This is a genomic window from Flavobacterium sp. UGB4466 (assembly GCF_903469665.1).
GTDB lineage: Bacteria > Bacteroidota > Bacteroidia > Flavobacteriales > Flavobacteriaceae > Flavobacterium > Flavobacterium lipolyticum.
The window spans coordinates 1-17,314 of record NZ_CAGKLC010000036.1 but is presented as its reverse complement, the minus strand read 5'-3'; the positions used below and the strand labels follow the sequence as shown (position 1 = coordinate 17,314).

Annotated in this window: 13 protein-coding genes; 7 read left to right on the top strand and 6 right to left on the bottom strand. The window is 36.2% G+C overall.

The window, feature by feature from the left end; all coding sequences use genetic code 11:
* Window positions 1-160 precede the first annotated feature (160 nt).
* Both JO950_RS10980 and alaS read right to left on the bottom strand, forming a co-directional pair.
* Entirely contained in the window at window positions 161-736 is a 576-nt protein-coding gene (locus tag JO950_RS10980; RefSeq protein ID WP_202702681.1) for a hypothetical protein, read from the bottom strand.
* 48 nt (window positions 737-784) lie between these two features.
* Window positions 785-3,415 (bottom strand): alanine--tRNA ligase, encoded by a 2,631-nt coding sequence (gene alaS, locus JO950_RS10975; protein WP_202702680.1) that lies wholly within the window; start codon window positions 3,413-3,415, stop codon window positions 785-787.
* A 265-nt stretch (window positions 3,416-3,680) separates the two neighbouring features.
* Between alaS and JO950_RS10970 the strand changes: the two genes are divergently transcribed.
* The 7 genes from JO950_RS10970 to JO950_RS10940 all read left to right on the top strand — a co-directional run bounded on the left by JO950_RS10970 (window position 3,681) and on the right by JO950_RS10940 (window position 10,384).
* Complete coding sequence (locus tag JO950_RS10970) at window positions 3,681-4,658, top strand: M23 family metallopeptidase (RefSeq protein WP_202702679.1); 978 nt, start codon at window positions 3,681-3,683, stop codon at window positions 4,656-4,658.
* Window positions 4,659-4,706: 48 nt separating this feature from the next.
* Entirely contained in the window at window positions 4,707-5,039 is a 333-nt protein-coding gene (locus JO950_RS10965; protein WP_017498653.1) for a MerR family transcriptional regulator, read from the top strand.
* 40 nt (window positions 5,040-5,079) lie between these two features.
* Window positions 5,080-5,667 (top strand): LemA family protein, encoded by a 588-nt coding sequence (locus JO950_RS10960; RefSeq protein WP_017498654.1) that lies wholly within the window; start codon window positions 5,080-5,082, stop codon window positions 5,665-5,667.
* A 56-nt stretch (window positions 5,668-5,723) separates the two neighbouring features.
* Entirely contained in the window at window positions 5,724-6,161 is a 438-nt protein-coding gene (locus JO950_RS10955; RefSeq protein WP_202702678.1) for a TPM domain-containing protein, read from the top strand.
* 3 nt (window positions 6,162-6,164) lie between these two features.
* Window positions 6,165-6,992 (top strand): YgcG family protein, encoded by an 828-nt coding sequence (locus JO950_RS10950; protein ID WP_202702677.1) that lies wholly within the window; start codon window positions 6,165-6,167, stop codon window positions 6,990-6,992.
* Between the two features lie 180 nt (window positions 6,993-7,172).
* Window positions 7,173-7,586, top strand: coding sequence for an Rrf2 family transcriptional regulator (locus tag JO950_RS10945; RefSeq protein ID WP_070908800.1), 414 nt, complete (start codon window positions 7,173-7,175; stop codon window positions 7,584-7,586).
* 251 nt (window positions 7,587-7,837) lie between these two features.
* Entirely contained in the window at window positions 7,838-10,384 is a 2,547-nt protein-coding gene (locus JO950_RS10940; protein ID WP_202702676.1) for a TonB-dependent receptor, read from the top strand.
* A 167-nt stretch (window positions 10,385-10,551) separates the two neighbouring features.
* Here JO950_RS10940 and JO950_RS10935 read toward each other — a convergent pair whose 3' ends face one another.
* The 4 genes from JO950_RS10935 to era all read right to left on the bottom strand — a co-directional run bounded on the left by JO950_RS10935 (window position 10,552) and on the right by era (window position 17,109).
* A complete protein-coding gene (locus JO950_RS10935) occupies window positions 10,552-13,302 on the bottom strand; it encodes an outer membrane beta-barrel protein (protein WP_202702675.1) in 2,751 nt (916 codons plus the stop codon).
* Window positions 13,303-13,518: 216 nt separating this feature from the next.
* A complete protein-coding gene (locus tag JO950_RS10930; RefSeq protein WP_202702674.1) occupies window positions 13,519-14,436 on the bottom strand; it encodes a hypothetical protein in 918 nt (305 codons plus the stop codon).
* Between the two features lie 215 nt (window positions 14,437-14,651).
* On the bottom strand, window positions 14,652-15,962 hold the full coding sequence (der, locus tag JO950_RS10925; protein WP_202702673.1) for a ribosome biogenesis GTPase Der: 1,311 nt from the start codon (window positions 15,960-15,962) through the stop codon (window positions 14,652-14,654).
* Between the two features lie 265 nt (window positions 15,963-16,227).
* Complete coding sequence (era, locus tag JO950_RS10920) at window positions 16,228-17,109, bottom strand: GTPase Era (protein WP_202702672.1); 882 nt, start codon at window positions 17,107-17,109, stop codon at window positions 16,228-16,230.
* Window positions 17,110-17,314 lie beyond the last annotated feature (205 nt).

Genomic DNA, 17,314 nt, shown 5'->3' with positions numbered 1-17,314 from the left:
ATAAAGATAAATTAACACAAAGGGCTTTAGCCAAACTGTTACGTTTGACTAAAGCTCTTTCCTTTTTAACTTCAAGAAACATCCGGCTGAAGCTGGACACTGTTGAATTTACATTAAATACAAAACCCGACAGGTTTTAAAAACCTGTCGGGTTTATAGTCTATTTTAACTGAATAGCTAAGTTTTTAGCGAGTTTTTCAAATGCACCAATAACTCTTTCGTATTCATCAACTTCTATTGTTTTTTTCTCAATTCCAATGACTTTTTCAAAATGTACCACTAGAATTTTTTTTGAATTAGTTGTATCAATAAAATCAATTGTTGCAGACAACTTAGCAGGTTCTAAAGCATAACCCGGATAAATCCAAGTTAAATTTACTTTCATTAAATAGGGAGAATCAGCTACAATTTTACGTTCTCCTTTTTTAAAATAATTATTAAAATAATTTACAAATGCCGGATTGTAATATTCATCCCGATTTGAAAACCAATGCTTTCTGAAATTTGCCGCTTTTTCAGGATCAGATTTTCTTTTCTCCATTTTTTCTCTTAAGAAATCTTCTTCCGAATCAAAACCATGCACTTGAATATTTTCGTAATTAAACGCTACTTTAAATAGTTTAATATCATTTAAATTTTCAAATGAGCCCTCATATATTTGATATCTTTGAGAATAACTAAATGATGTAAAAACAATCGAAAGAATAATTATTAATTTTAGTTTCTTTAAATACATTATCTAATTTTTCAATTTAGTACTCTGAAAAAGCTTATCGACTAATCTTTATTTCACAAAATCAACTGCTTTCGTCAAAGCTTCTGCAATTCCATCAACATTTTTACCTCCTGCAGTGGCGAAGAAAGGCTGTCCACCTCCTCCTCCCTGGATGTATTTTCCTAATTCACGAACTACCTGTCCTGCGTTTAGGTTTTTCTCTGCTACAATTTCTTTAGAGATGTAGCAAGTCAACATTGGCTTTCCTTCCTGTGCAGTGGCGAAAACTACAAACAAATTGTTATACGAATTACCCAATTCATAAGCCAAATCTTTTGCTCCTTCCGGATTTAAATCTACTTGTTTTGCTAAAAACTGAACGCCATTGATTTCCTGCAATTCTTTAGCCAAATCACCTTTCATGTTTTTGGCTTTATCTTTCAACAAGATTTCCAATTGTTTTTTCAACTGGATATTTTCTTCCTGTAAAGACTGAATCGCTTTCACAGGATCCTGAGCATTTTTCAAGGTCTCTCTAATTTCTTCATAAGAAAGCAACTGAGACTCAAAATAATCTTTTGCAGCTTCACTCGTGATTGCTTCGATCCTTCTGATTCCTGCCGCTACAGCTCCTTCTGAAATAATTTTGAAATGCCAGATATCAGCCGTATTTGCCACGTGAGTTCCTCCACATAATTCGACAGAATCACCAAATTTAATCATACGAACCAAGTCACCATACTTCTCTCCAAACAAAGCAATTGCTCCTTCTTCCAAAGCCTGATCTTTTGGAATGGCTCTTTTTTCGATCAAAGGCAAACTTTCACGGATTCTTGCATTCACAAAATTTTCTACTTCTTTTAATTCCTCATCGGATACTTTTGAGAAGTGAGAGAAGTCAAAACGCAAAGAAGCATTTCGAACCATAGATCCTTTTTGCTCAATGTGCGTTCCTAATATTTTACGCAATCCCTGGTGCAATAAATGTGTAGCCGAGTGATTTGATGATGTTTTTGCTCTCTGAAGCGCATCCACAACCGCGTTAAATGTTCCTGTTAGATTTTCAGGTAACGATTTTGCCAGGTGGATTGTTTGATTGTTCTCTTTTTTAGTATCAATAATATAAACGATATCACCGTTTTGAGCTTCCAGATATCCTTTATCTCCGGTTTGCCCTCCGCTTTCACCATAAAATGGAGTTGCATTGAAAACCAATTGATAAATTTCGCCATCTTTTACACTATCCACTCTACGGTACTTCGTGATTTTTACCTGATGCGATAATCTGTCGTAACCTACAAACTCCTGAATATCATCTTCTACCAGAACATTCCAGTCTCCTGCAGTGACTTTTGAAGCGGCACGGGAACGTTCTTTTTGCAATTGCAGTTGCTCTTGAAATCCTTTTTCATCTAATTTTAATCCTTTTTCAGAAAGAATCAAAGCTGTTAAATCGATTGGAAAACCGTAAGTATCATACAATTCAAAAGCTTTTTTACCATCGATAGTATCTCCTGAATTGTTCAGAATCACAGCATCTAAAAGTACCAATCCCTGATCAAGAGTACGTAAGAAAGAGTTTTCCTCCTCACGAATCACATTCGAGCAAAGTGCTTTTTGAGTTCTGATTTCCGGGAAAGAATCTCCCATTTGTTCACTTAAAGTTTCTACTAACTTGTAGATGAAAGCTTCTTTTATATTCAGGAAAGTAAATCCGTAACGAATAGCACGACGCAAAATACGACGAATTACATAACCTGCACCGGTATTTGACGGCAATTGTCCATCAGCGATAGCAAAAGCTACTGCACGAACGTGATCTGCAATTACACGAATCGCAATATTTACTTTTTCTTCCGCTTCGTTTGATGCTTTAACGGTATAATTTGCCCCGGTGATAGTTTCAATTTCTCTAATCAAAGGCATGAAAACATCGGTATCATAATTGGATGTTTTTCCTTGTAATGCCATACACAAACGCTCAAATCCCATTCCGGTATCAACGTGTTGCGCAGGAAGTTTTTCTAACGAACCATCAGCTTTACGATTGAATTCCATGAATACATTATTCCAGATTTCAACTACCTGAGGATGATCGTTGTTTACTAAACTTTTTCCTGAAACGGCTGCTTTTTCTTCCGGAGTACGCAAATCAACGTGAATTTCTGAACAAGGTCCGCATGGCCCCTGATCTCCCATTTCCCAGAAGTTGTCTTTTTTATTTCCCAGAATAATGCGATCTTCATCGATTAATTCTTTCCAGATATCCCAAGCCTCCTGATCAAACGGAACATTATCTTCTTTACTTCCTTCGAAAACCGAAACATAAAGATTTTCTTTTGGAATTTTGTACACTTCGGTCAACAATTCCCAAGCCCAGTTGATAGCCTCTTTTTTGAAATAATCTCCAAAAGACCAATTCCCCAGCATTTCAAACATCGTGTGGTGATAGGTATCAATACCTACTTCCTCTAAATCGTTATGCTTTCCTGAAACACGAAGACATTTTTGTGTATCGGCAATTCTTGGACTTTTTGGCGTTCCGTTTCCTAAAAAGTATTCTTTAAACTGGGCCATTCCCGAGTTGTTGAACATTAAGGTTGGGTCGTCTTTAAGTACAATAGGAGCCGAAGGAACAATAGTGTGTCCTTTACTCTCAAAAAAATCTAAAAATTGTTTACGTACGTCTTGTGATTTCATATTAAAATTAGAAAATGTGTCAATTTGAAAATGCGATAGTTAATTAGAAACATGTTAATCTGAAAATGTGATACTTACGTCTTTTTAATACAAAAATTAAAGTTCAAAACAATAAATTTCGCAATTATCACATTATCTAATTATCAAATTGACACATTATCTAAATTGTTTTATTCCTGAAAAAAGCTTCGAACATCATGAAACATTTATTAAATTTGTTCGACTAACTTATTTTACAAGCTGCAAAAATAGGGTATTTTAAAATATGGCGAAAGTAAAATATTATTACGACTCAGAAAATCTGGCTTATACAAAAATAAAGACCCGAAAAAGGGCTAAAATTGGCTATGCATTACTGTTTTTATTGGCTTCGGCATTATTTGGCTTTTTAGTTTTTATACTTTTAATCAATACTCCCTATTTTGAAACGCCAAAAGATCGTTTACAGGCACGAGAAATTGAAAATCTGAAATTACAATACGCCATTCTAAACAGAAAAATGGATGAAATCGATGCTGTAGCCGAGACATTGGAGAATAGAGACAACAACATTTACAGAGTTTATTTTAACAAAGCTGAAATTCCGGATTCTATTCGAAAAGCAGGTTTTAGAGATTCCCGAAAATATAAAGATTTAGAAGGTTACAACAATTCTCAACTGGTTTTAAACACCACAAAACGAATAGATCGTCTCTCTAAAGAATTAGCGATTCAGTCTCGATCGTTAGATGAAATTTTAAAATTAGCCAGTACAAAAGGTAATTTATTGCTGGCAATTCCGGCCATTCAGCCTGTACGAAATGAGAATCTAATCCGTATGGCTTCAGGTTTTGGATATAGAACCGACCCGTTCACGAAAGTACGAAAAATGCATAACGGAATGGATTTCACCGCCAAAACAGGCACTCCCGTTTATGCTACAGGAGATGGCGTTATCGAGCGGGCCGATAATTCGGCATCAGGATTTGGGAATCATGTGGTCATCAGGCATGGTTTTGGCTACGAAAGTTTGTATGCGCATTTAAGTAAATACAATTGCAGACCCGGACAACGTGTAAAACGAGGTGATGTTATTGGTTATGTGGGAAGCACAGGAAGATCTGAAGGACCGCACTGTCACTATGAAGTACACAAAGACGGCAAAGTCGTAAATCCGCTGAACTTCTATTACGGCAATATTTCGGCAGTCGAATATGTGGCCATTTCACAAATGGCTAACCAGGAAAATCAGTCATTAGATTAATACTGCAAAAAGTAGTATTTTTGGAATAAATATAGAAAATTAAGAAACATGCATATTGAGCTTTCAAAAGATAAACGATATTACAGCATTGGCGAAGTAGCCAAAGCTTTTAATGTCAATGCATCATTGATTCGATTTTGGGACAGCGAATTTGACATTTTGAAACCAAAAAAGAATGCCAAAGGCAACCGAATGTTTACGCCCGAAGATATCACCAACTTACAATTGATCTATCATTTGGTTAAAGAAAGAGGTTTTACGCTTGAAGGTGCCAAAACACATTTGAAAGAAGGACAAAAGAAAACATTAGATAAATTCGAAATAATACGTAAATTAGAGACCATCAAAACACAATTAATCGATATTAAGAACGAATTATAACCTATTAATTAAATCAGAAATAAACTTAAATTAAATACACATGAAAAGATTTTTGCCTTGGATTATTGGAGCAGTTGTACTTATTGGAATTTACAGCTGGGTTAAAGGGATTAACAATACTGCGGTAACATTAAACCAAACTGTAGAGCAATCCTGGGGAGATGTTCAAACAGCTTACCAAAGACGTAATGACCTTATTGGAAATTTAGTAAACACTGTAAAAGGTGCTGCCGATTTCGAAAAATCAACTTTAACAGCTGTTATCGAAGCTCGTGCAAAAGCAACAAGTGTCACTGTAGATCCTACTAATATTACACCGGAACAACTTGCTGAATTCAACAAAGCTCAAAGCGGCGTATCTTCTTCTTTATCAAGATTATTGGTTTCTGTTGAGCAATATCCAACATTAAAAGCAAACGAAAACTTCTTGAAATTACAAGACGAACTGGCTAGTACTGAAAATCAGATTTTAACGGCAAGAACACGTTTCAACGAAGCGGTAAAACCCTACAACAACCACATCAAAACATTCCCAAATAGTTTATTTGCAGGTATGTTTGGATTTAAAGAAAAAGCATACTTTAATGCAGTTGAAGGTGCAGACAAACCAGTTGAAGTAAAATTCTAAAACAGTTTTTTAGATCATAATCTAAAATCAACAATCTAAACTCTAAAATTATTTCAATGTCAAAAGTAGAAGATTTTTTATCCAAAGAAGAAGAGCTGGAAATTGTAGAAGCAATTCGTGTGGCCGAGAAAAATACTTCTGGCGAAATTAGAGTACATATAGAACAAAGCACTTCTAAAGTCCCTTTTGAAAGGGCTTTAGAAGTTTTTTACGAATTAAAAATGCACGAAACCCAGCTTCAAAATGGGGTTTTGTTTTACTTTGCCGTTGCTGATAAAACTTTTGCAATTTGCGGAGACAAAGGTATAAATGATGTGGTTACTCCTGATTTTTGGGACTGTACCAAAGATGCCCTAATTCAACAATTTAAATCCGGAAATTTTAAACAAGGTATTGTCGACGGTATTTTGAATGCCGGTGAACAATTGAAAAAATACTTTCCGTGGTCTGAAGGAGACAGCAATGAATTATCAAACGAAATATCAAAAGGATAAATAATGAAAATTTCCAAATACAAAATCTCAAATTCCAACAGAATTTTTCAGTTTACTCTTTTGTTTATCGCGCTTGTTACCTGCAACAGTATTTTTGCACAATTTACAATACCTGAAAAACCAAGTTTACAAACTTCGGTTTACGATTATGCCAACATCTTAAATGCATCTGAAAAATCGCAGCTGGAACAAAAACTAATTCGTTATTCTGACTCGACTACTACCCAAATTGTAGTGATTACGATAGAAAGTTTAAAAGGCGAAGATGTAAGTCAGTTAGCAACCAAATGGGGACAAACCTGGGGAATTGGAGGAACTGCAAAAGACGATAATGGTGTTATTATCCTGCTGGCTAAAAAGGAGAAAAAAATTGCCATAAATCCCGGTTATGGTCTCGAAGACCGATTGACTGCCGGAATTGGCGGAACAATCATCCGAAATATAATTATTCCGGAATTCAAAGCCGGAAGTTTTTACAACGGACTTGATAAAGGAACAGATGCTATCATTGATGTTTTTAAAGGAAAATTCAAAGGCGAGCGCAAACAAACCAAAGAAAAAGATTTTCCAATCCTGCCTTTTATTATAATTGTTGTAATTGTATTAATTTTACTGTCCCGAAATAAAAGAGGCGGCGGAGGCAATTCAGGCAATAATAGCGGAGGTGGCGGCCCTAGCCTGCTCGATGTCATCATTCTAAGCAATCTTGGAAGAAGTGGCGGAGGCGGATTTGGAGGCTTCGGCGGAGGATCATCCGGAGGCGGAGGCGGCTTTGGCGGAGGTTTTGGCGGAGGAGGCTTCTCTGGAGGAGGTTCTAGCGGAGGCTGGTAAACAGTTTCAGGTTTCAGGTTTCAGGTTTCAGGTTTCAGGTTTCAGGTTTCAGGTTTCAGGTTTCAGGTTTCAGGTTTCAGGTTTCCCCTTAAACTTAAATTTTAAAATAAAATTTAAGTTTAACTACTCAAAACCCACAACCCACAACTCACAATTTATAATTCATAATTAAAACAAAAGATGTTATCACATAAAGCAAAATACGCCCTTAAGGCCTTACTTTATTTAGCAGAACAAGAAGAAAATCACATTTCAAGAACTATTGAAATCGCTGATGGAGCCAATATTCCTAAAAAGTTCCTGGAGCAGATTTTATTAGACCTGAAACGAGGGCGTTTGGTAAGCAGTAAGCAGGGAAAATTTGGCGGATATTATCTGATACGCTCCAAAAATGACATCACTCTGGCAGAAATTCACCGTTTATTTGATGGCGCAATTGCCTTATTGCCTTGTGCTTCCTTAAACTTTTACGAACCATGTTCAGATTGTAAAACCGAGGAAGAGTGCAGCTTAAGACATGGTTTAATGATCATTCGGGACGAGACTCTTAAGGCCATGCAAGGCATCACAATCGCCTCTCTCATCAAGAAATAAAAAAATATTTTTTAATTCCTAGTAAATCGATAGAATTTATATATATATTTGCAAAAAATAATTAACAAATCATTTACTAAAGTTTTAACTATGAGAGTACATTCACAACCAATCGATGTATCGAAAAATCTTTTGCAAAGAAATTATATTATTCCATTCACAACTGTGAACAACTATTCTTCTACAATGTGTATGTGTTGGTAAAAAAAATTTATTTTAAATTCTACTAATCACATATACTTAATGTAAAAATGAAAAATTCGACAAAAAATATACTTACAATCTTATCTTTTTTAACTTTCTCCATATCCTTTGCGCAAAACATTGAAGGTGTTGTTAAAACAAGCGAAAACATCCCTTTAGAAGCGGCAAACATTGTTATAAAAGGGACAACCTCAAATACTACTTCCGATCAAAACGGAAAATTCAGCATCGACAGCAGAGGAAAACTTCCGTTAACCTTATTAGTTCAATATGTAGGTTATAAAACCACTGAGATCGAACTTACCGATTTACCTATAACTCCCCTACAAATAACCATCAAAGAAGAAAACGAACTTATTGAAGTAGTGGTTTCTTCTCGACGCAGAATCGAAAAAGTTCAGGACGTGCCAATCGCTGTATCGGTAATTACCGGTAAACAGGCAGAACAAACCGGAGCTTTTAATGTGAACCGAATTAAAGAACTCGTTCCTTCTGTACAATTATATTCTTCAAATCCGAGAAATACAGGAATCAATATTCGTAGCCTTGGTTCTCCTTTCGGACTTACTAACGATGGTATTGATCCAGGTGTTGGTTTTTATGTAGATGGGGTTTATTATGCCCGTCCGGCAGCCACTACTCTTGATTTTATCGACGTAGAACAAATTGAAGTATTACGCGGACCACAAGGATCTTTGTTTGGTAAAAATACTACCTCTGGTGCTTTTAATATTACCACTCGCAAACCAAGTTTTACTACTGGTGCTGATTTTGAAGTGAGTTACGGAAATTATGCTTTTCTTCAGGCGAAAGCATCCGTTACCGGAGCATTGGGTAAAAAAGTAGCGGGTCGTATCTCCTTTTCAGGTACACAACGCGATGGTTTGATCGACAATGTGGCTACGGGAAGACCTACAAACAGTTTAAACAATCAGGGAATTAGAGGGCAATTGCTTTTTACTCCGTCAGAAAATACTAATATTATTCTGGCAGCCGATATCACAACGCAACGTCCGGATGGATACGCGCAGGTTGCAGCCGGTGTTGCGCCTACACAAAGAGCTGGTTACAGACAATTTAATGCCATCATTAAAGATTTAAATTATCAGCTTCCAAGCCAAAATGCTTTTGACCGAAAAATCGATCACGATACCCCATGGCGTTCAGGACAGGACATGGGAGGTATTTCTCTTAACGTTGATACTAAAATTGGATCAGGAACACTTACTTCCACTACCGCATGGCGTTTTTGGAACTGGGATCCATCAAATGACAGAGACTTTACAGGATTACAAGTTTTGGCTAAGTCTCAAAACCCAACCAGACAGACTCAATTTACACAAGAAGTACGTTACGCAGGTCAACTAACTTCTAAACTTAGTGGTGTTGTTGGTGCCTTCTTTATTGATCAAACTTCGCAAACAAACGGAACAGAAGAATCCGGTAATGCTCAATGGAGGTTCTCACAAAGCAGTACCAGTCCGCTATGGAAAACTCCGGGACTTTTTGAAGGATACGGAATTAAAACAGATGCCAGAATCAGAGCTTCCAGTGCTGCTGTTTTTGGTCAGGTTGACTGGGCAATTACCGAGCGTTTACATGTATTGCCGGGTGTGAGATATAACTTTGACAAAAAAGATGCTCACTACAGCCGTACGACTTACGGTGGTCTTCAAACTACTGATCCGGCTTTACTGGCACTTAAAAAATCGGTTTACTCAGACCAGTCTTTTGCTTCGAATACAGACAACACCGATTTCTCAGGAAACATAACGGTATCTTATAAAGCATCTGACAAAATCAATGCTTATGCGACTTACGCTAAAAGTTACAAACCCGTGGGTGTGAATGTTGCAGGACTTCCAACAGATTCAAAAGGACTGCCATTATTGGATCTGGCGGTAATCAAACCTGAAAAAGTAAATCATTATGAAGTTGGGGTAAAAACTTCTCCGTTCAAAAATTCCATCTTTAACCTGACTTTCTTTAATACGGAAATCAAAGATTTTCAAACCAATGTTCAGGCTGCCGAACTTGGTGTAAACCGTGGTTATCTTGCCAACGCTGATAAAGTACGTGTAAGAGGTGCTGAACTTGATGCCAGTTTTGTTTTTAGCCAGCATTTGACTGTAAATGCAGCCGCTACTTATACAGATGCAAAATATGTTAAGTTTACCAATGCACCACTTCCATTAGAAGAAACTGGAGCTCCTGTAGCTTTTAAAGATGTTTCCGGAACAGAATTACCGGGTGCTTCAAAATGGGCAGGATCTTTAGGAGGTGAGCTTTCTGACCATGCAAAATTCTTCGGAAACAAAGGAAAAATCTTCTTAGCGGTTGATTCTTATGCACGTTCTGAATTTTCATCAAGTCCTTCTGCTTCAAAATACCTAGTGGTTCCGGGATATGCTATTTTTAACGCTCGTTTAGGATTCCGCGCGTCAGACGGACTATCTGTTCAGTTCTGGGGTCGTAACTTATTAAACAAAGATTACTATGAGCAATTACTGCCTGCCGGTGGAAATTCCGGACAATATGCCGCTGTACTTGGTGATCAAAGAACTTATGGTATTACTTTAAAATATTCATTATAACCAGTTAGTTAATTTTATACACTAAACGAGGCAGGTTTTTAAAACTTGCCTCGTTTTTTTTATTTCTAAAATTTCAAACTCCAAATTCCAAAAATCTAATGTCTAAAAATCCAGCATCCTAGCTGTCTTTCAAATAAAAACCATTATTGTCTTGTTCCGCCTGGAAATCAAAACTCTTCTCTTTGCCTCTTCTTTTTCCCTTTTTCAGCAGCAAAATTTCCTATTTTATAACTTACGGAGAACATGATATAACGCTTTAAAACAGTGTTTTCTTCATCACGGATTGATGTTGCCGAAATCGACGTCGTCGCGCTTTGATTTTGGTTTAGAACGTCGTAAACTTTTACTTTAGCATATACTTTTTTATCCAAGAAACCGTAAGACAAACTGGTATTCCACAGATAAAAATCTTTTTTGAAATTACCCGAAATACTCGAATTATAAGTGTAGCCAAAATCATTTCCAAAAATCAGATTTTCTGGCCAATAACTTGTGGTCTGCAAATTGATTCTGTGCACCACATTTGAACTGGCATCTCTTGAAGAATTCTCGTACCTAGTTTCGTTATAAGACAAACTATAAGATGGAGAAATGATTAACAACTCACCGTATTCATAGGTAAAATTAAGCTTTGGAGTAATTGCTGTTGATTTTGCATTGTACAATACAGCATTGGTAAATCCTTTATCAAAAGAATAACTTCCATTTAATCCCAAACCATATCTAAAAAGGTGAGCATCTCTTTTTACCGACTGATTCCAATTTCCCCCAATCGAGGTCGTGTAGGTTCCCGAAATATTGACGTAAGTAGTTGTTCTCTTTCCACTATCATCATAAATTGAAGTCGAAACCACATCGTTGTTATAATAATCTCCTTTTACAAACAAACTGTAACCGGAACGCGTGCGGAAATCATAGTTTCTAAAGCTAATATTAGCACTGTTTTTCTCAATAGGATTCAAATCAGGATTTCCGGTAATCGTATTCAACGGATTCGTTAAATTTAAAACTGGCATCAATTGAACGGCCGTAGGAAGCGCATTGGAATAATCGTATTTGAATGACAAATTTTTCGAACGGCTAAATTTGTATCGAACCTGAAAATCGCCATAAGGCAAAGCATATCGTTTGTTCAAATCGGTAGCATTGTTCAGGTATAAAGAATGATTGTCGAACGCTACAATTGCAGTTCTACTGTTTAAATTAACCGTAAATTTTCGCTTTTGCCAGGTTAATCCAACTTTCGGACTGAAGGAATTTTGCTTTGAAGTGGTATAATTGGTTAAAGACTCATTCAAATCCGAATACGATTGTGTTGCGTTATCGAAATCGAATGTTTTTGCATCTTTGATCTCTTTATTCCAGTCAAAATTAGATCCAAATCTTAACCTTAGTGAATCTGTCACCGGTTCGGTATACTCAAGTTCAAGCGAATAAACATCACTTTTGTTGTTGTTTAAGCTTCTTTGATTTCTATCATCATTAGGTTTGTTGTCCTGATAAAAAATAGTTTGCGAAAGATTTCGAGCCTCGCTATCTGTACTGGTGTTATTACTGTCAAAAGAAAGATTAAAATTACGATAATCCTTCTTGAAAGCTTTATTAAAATTGATGGTATTCCCCAAACTCGTATTGGTACTTTCCGAGTAGGATTTAGCGCTACTTTCATTTAAGGGATTTCCATTTTCATCTTCCGAAAAACTTGATGAAGACGAGTTATTATTCGAACGGGATTGATTGACTTTTGGCGTTATGACCAATCGGCTTGTGGGATCAATTTTATATTCCAGTTCAAAATTCGCATTGTTTCCGGTATTTTCATTTCTGGTTTTAGAATCGGCCGAAGTGGCAATATTTCCGGTGGGCAAAAAACTCACCTGATCTGACTTGCTGTCATTAGTATTAACCGAATTCGAGAAATTATAACTTCCCATTCCCGACCAGCTTTTCGACCAGTCATCGGAGTAATTAAGTCCGACTAAATTCGACTGTGTGATTCCTTTACCACTACCTGAACTAGTGTTTCCCTTACTGTTTCGTCCGCCTCCCATCGTATCAAAAACCTCGTCCATTGCAAAACTTGTGGAGTTAATATTGTTGGAAGAAGCCAAAAGACTTATTTTCTGTTTGTTATTGAAAAAATTCAGAATCAGACTGCTTTCATATCGATCGTCGGAACCATAACCTCCCAATATTTTCCCAAAGTACCCTTTGTTTTTCTTTTCGTCTATCGTAATGTTGATGCTTGAAAAATCTGAAGTAGATTCCTGTTTGGAGAGCTCTTCTTTCTTCGTTTTAAAATCAGACACCTGAACTTTTTTGATTATTTCTGCGGGCAGATTTTTTAAGGCAATCGCGCCGTCTTTACCAAAAAAAGCTTTGCCGTTAACTAAGACCTGATTGACTTCTCTTCCGTTTACTGTCACTTTCCCGTCGGTTCCCACATCAAAACCCGGTAATTGTTTCAATAAAGTCTCTACATTGGAGTCCGGGCGGACTTTATAGGAAGCGGCATTAAATTCTAAAGTGTCTTTTTTAATGGTAATTGGCGGTGCTTCGCTTTTTATCACGACATTTTTTAAGGCGTTTACATTTTCAAGCAAATACAATTTCCCAAAATCCTTACTCTCCTGAATGCTCTTTTCTTCTTCAAAATAAGGCTGATATCCCATATAATTAACCTTCAGAAAAACAGGTTTATCATACTTTTTAGTGGTAATGCTAAAAGCTCCATTTTTATCGGTTGTTGCATATTCGATTACGGTAGAATCTTTAACCGTGGTAAAATAAACCGTTGCCAGCTCAAGCGGCAATTGCGTATTGATATCTACTACGGTTCCTTTAATAACAATATCATTCTGCGCGCTGGCCGCATAACAAAAAAGGAAACTAATCAGAAAATATAAATATTTGGTCATGAAAATGGTTCGTTTGAGACAGTAAGACTCTATAAGAGCTAAAAGGTTTATTGCAGTTTCAACATTTACTAATATAACGTGCCATTTCATAAATCAAAATCTATTCTGAATTGAAAAGTCATAAAAAAAGCCTCGAATTACGTCGAGGCCTTTTTATATTACTGAGTGCAAACACTCTAAAACTGAATATACACAAAACTCATTATCTTGAGCTAATTAAATATCTTTTACACTGGGTAATGGCGATTTGAAATCAGGAACTAATATTGTTGTTTGTAATTTATTAGCTGCAGGTATTTTATCAGAAAGTATTGTAAATATGGTATTAGTACTTTCTCCATTTTTTACATCTGCTGGTACAGCATATTGTGCAACTTTTTCTCCTTTATCATCAAAAATATTAATAATATGTTTTATTGGTTTACCTTCAGTAGTGTAATAACCGTCAAGATAGCTTACAGCATTACGGGTCTTATCAACAGTCATTAATCCTGCTGAACTACCTGATCCCATTGTAGTTTCCACTGTAGCACTATAATTCCAACTCTTTAACTCATTCGATAATTGAAACACTGATATCATGCGACCATTCATTGCCTCTAATGTAAATGAAACGGGGTTATTTACTCCAGCTATTAAATCCATTATTTTTGCAGGAATAAAATAATTAATAGCAACAGGCTTCGCTTCCCATTTTATAAATAAATCATTTACTGATGCCGTACTTGATTCACCAGTCCAGATACCATAAACCCATTCGTACCCTTTCCCTGGGACGCTAGAATGAGCCCTAACAAATATCCTTGAAGTTCCTGTACTAAAGTTTTTTATCTCGAATCCATCTGCAGCTCCTGCTTTATTATCTGAAACGATGTCAAAATTAAAAACGCTTTCAACTCTACTTGGATCTATCCCACCAGCTAAAGTCCAAGGCTGAACTATAATTACGGCTGCGTTAATAACAACAGGAAGCGTCCCTCGTTTTACATCTTTTCCGCTAATATTCGTTTTTGGCGAATTAAGATTAATATTCATTGACGTTTCTTGAATCGCAATTTCATCAGACGTTTCCTTATCTTCTGAGCAACTTATTAAACTAAATAACAACAAACCTACTAGTACAATTTTTTTCATATTTTTTTTATTTAACAACAAATTTCACCTAAAATAATGTTAACCACAAATCATTTTTCAAAAAAAAGAAACTTACTCTGACTACACTTCATGATACGTTGTCGTTTCAATCGTTATATAGCTTCTTATTCCATTGCTTTTAATTTTCTTAGTTTAAAAAATAAAAAAATCGCTCATTTCTGAGCGATTTTTTATTTTACTTAAATTACATTTTTTTATTTTTCTCTGATATAAATATCAATTGGCACTCCTGCGAAATCCCAATTTTCTCTAATTTTATTTTCCAGATAACGTTTGTACGGCTCTTTAACGTATTGTGGCATGTTAGCAAAAAATACAAACTGAGGCGTTTGCGTTGGCAACTGCATACAATATTTAATTTTCACATACTTTCCTTTTGTTGCCGGAGGCGGGTAAGCTTCAATTACTTTCAACATGTATTCGTTGAATTTTGAAGTAGCAATTCTTTGTTTTCTGTTTTCAAAAACCTGAACTGTAGCTTCCAATGCTTTCAACAAACGTTGTTTGGTTAAAGCCGAAACGAATAAAATTGGCACATCAGTAAAAGGCATTAACTCTTTTTTGATTTTCTCTTCGTAATCACGTGTCGACATGGTGTCTTTTTCTACCAAATCCCATTTGTTTACCAAGATTACAACTCCTTTACGGTTTTTCTCAGCCAGCCAGAAAATACTCTGATCCTGTCCTTCAAATCCGCGGGTTGCATCGATAACCAATATACAGATATCTGCATGCTCGATGGCACGAACCGAACGCATTACAGAATAAAACTCTAAATCTTCCTTCACTTTAGCTTTACGACGAATTCCCGCAGTATCAACTAGGTTAAATTCAAAACCAAAACGATCAAATTTTGTATCAATTGCATCACGGGTCGTTCCTGCAATATCGGTTACAATATAACGATCCTGCCCGATCAAAGCGTTGATAAAACTTGATTTACCGGCATTCGGACGTCCTACAACTGCAAAACGAGGCAAATCTTCTTTAACCTCAACTTCCGGTTTCTCCGGAAATGCGTCAATTAAAGCATCTAACAAATCTCCAGTTCCACTTCCTGAAATACTGGCGAATGTGTAATAATCTCCTAAACCAAGGTTATAAAACTCAATCGCGTCTTTCTCACGCATGGCGTTGTCTACTTTGTTTACTGCCAATAAAACCGGTTTTGTTACTTTACGCAACAATTTAGCCACCGTTTCATCCATTGGGGTAATACCTTCTTCAACATCCACAACAAAAATAATAACATCGGCTTCGTCGATAGCCAACTCTACCTGTTTACGGATTTCACCTTCAAATACGTCATCAGATCCGCGAACGTATCCACCGGTATCAATCACAGAAAACTCTTTTCCGTTCCACTCGCTTTTACCATAGTTTCTATCACGGGTAACCCCAGATACTGAATCTACAATAGCTTCTCTTCTTTGTATCAGCCTATTAAAAAGGGTTGATTTCCCCACATTAGGTCTTCCTACTATCGCAACAATGTTATTATTCATTTTTTTGAATTTTAGATTTCAGATTCTAAATTTTAGATTTTTAGTTTCCTAAAACTCTATCCCTTATTAATCCAAAATGCTTTATTTTAATTTTTTGCAAAGGTAGTTAAAAAAAGTTGCTGAGAGGCTAAGTTTCTAAGTACCTAAGTTTTTTGTTCTTTTTATACTCTTTATTTCAGGTTTCAGGTTCTATATTCGGAACTTGAAACCTGAAACCTGAGACAAATCAACGATTAAACAATTAACCGATTAAACGATTAAACGTTTACTGATTATACCCGAATCGTTTCAGCATATTGGCATTACTTCTCCAGTTTTTGTTCACTTTCACGTAAAGTTCGATATGAATTTGTTTTCCGAAGAATTTCTCTAAATCTATTCTGGCATCCATTCCCACTTTTTTCAAAGCGGCTCCTTTATGTCCGATAATAATTCCTTTTTGTGTATCGCGCTCTACCATAATTACCGAACGGATACGGATAATTTTTTCATCTTCAAAAAATTCTTCTGTTACGATTTCAACCGCATACGGAATCTCTTTGCTATAGTTCAATAAGATTTTCTCACGAATGGTCTCGTTTACAAAGAAACGTTCCGGTTTGTCTGTTAATTGATCTTTTGGATAATAGGCTGGCGATTCTGGCAACAATTCAATGATTCTACCAAAAACTTCCGGTACATTAAAATTCTGTAAGGCCGAGATTGGGAAAATTTCAGCGTTTGGTACTTTCTCTTTCCAAAAAGCAACCTGCTCTTCTAATTGTTCCTGATTGGAATTGTCGATTTTATTCAACAATAACAAAACCGGAATTTTAGCATAGATGATTTTATTAAAGAAAGCTTCGTCTTTTAAGTCCTGCTCTCCTATTTCGACCATATAAATCAAAATATCAGCATCTTCAAAAGCCGATTTTACAAAGTTCATCATCGACTCCTGCATTTCATAAGCCGGTTTTATAATTCCGGGCGTATCTGAAAGTACCAACTGAAAATCTTCACCATTTACGATTCCTAAGATTCTATGACGTGTTGTTTGTGCTTTTGAAGTAATGATCGATAATCTTTCTCCAACAAAGGCGTTCATCAATGTTGATTTTCCAACGTTTGGATTCCCGATGATGTTTACAAAACCTGCTTTATGTGACATTTGTGTATTATTTAATTGTACTGAGGACCATTTGACCCAAGGGTCTCGGGTGCAAAGGTAGTCATATCAACTCAATACAGAAAATAAAACATTTTTTAATGTTTTCGTTGGATTTCTCAAAAAACGGCGTATCTTTGCACCCGAAACATCGCGGGATAGAGCAGTAGGCAGCTCGTCGGGCTCATAACCCGAAGGTCACAGGTTC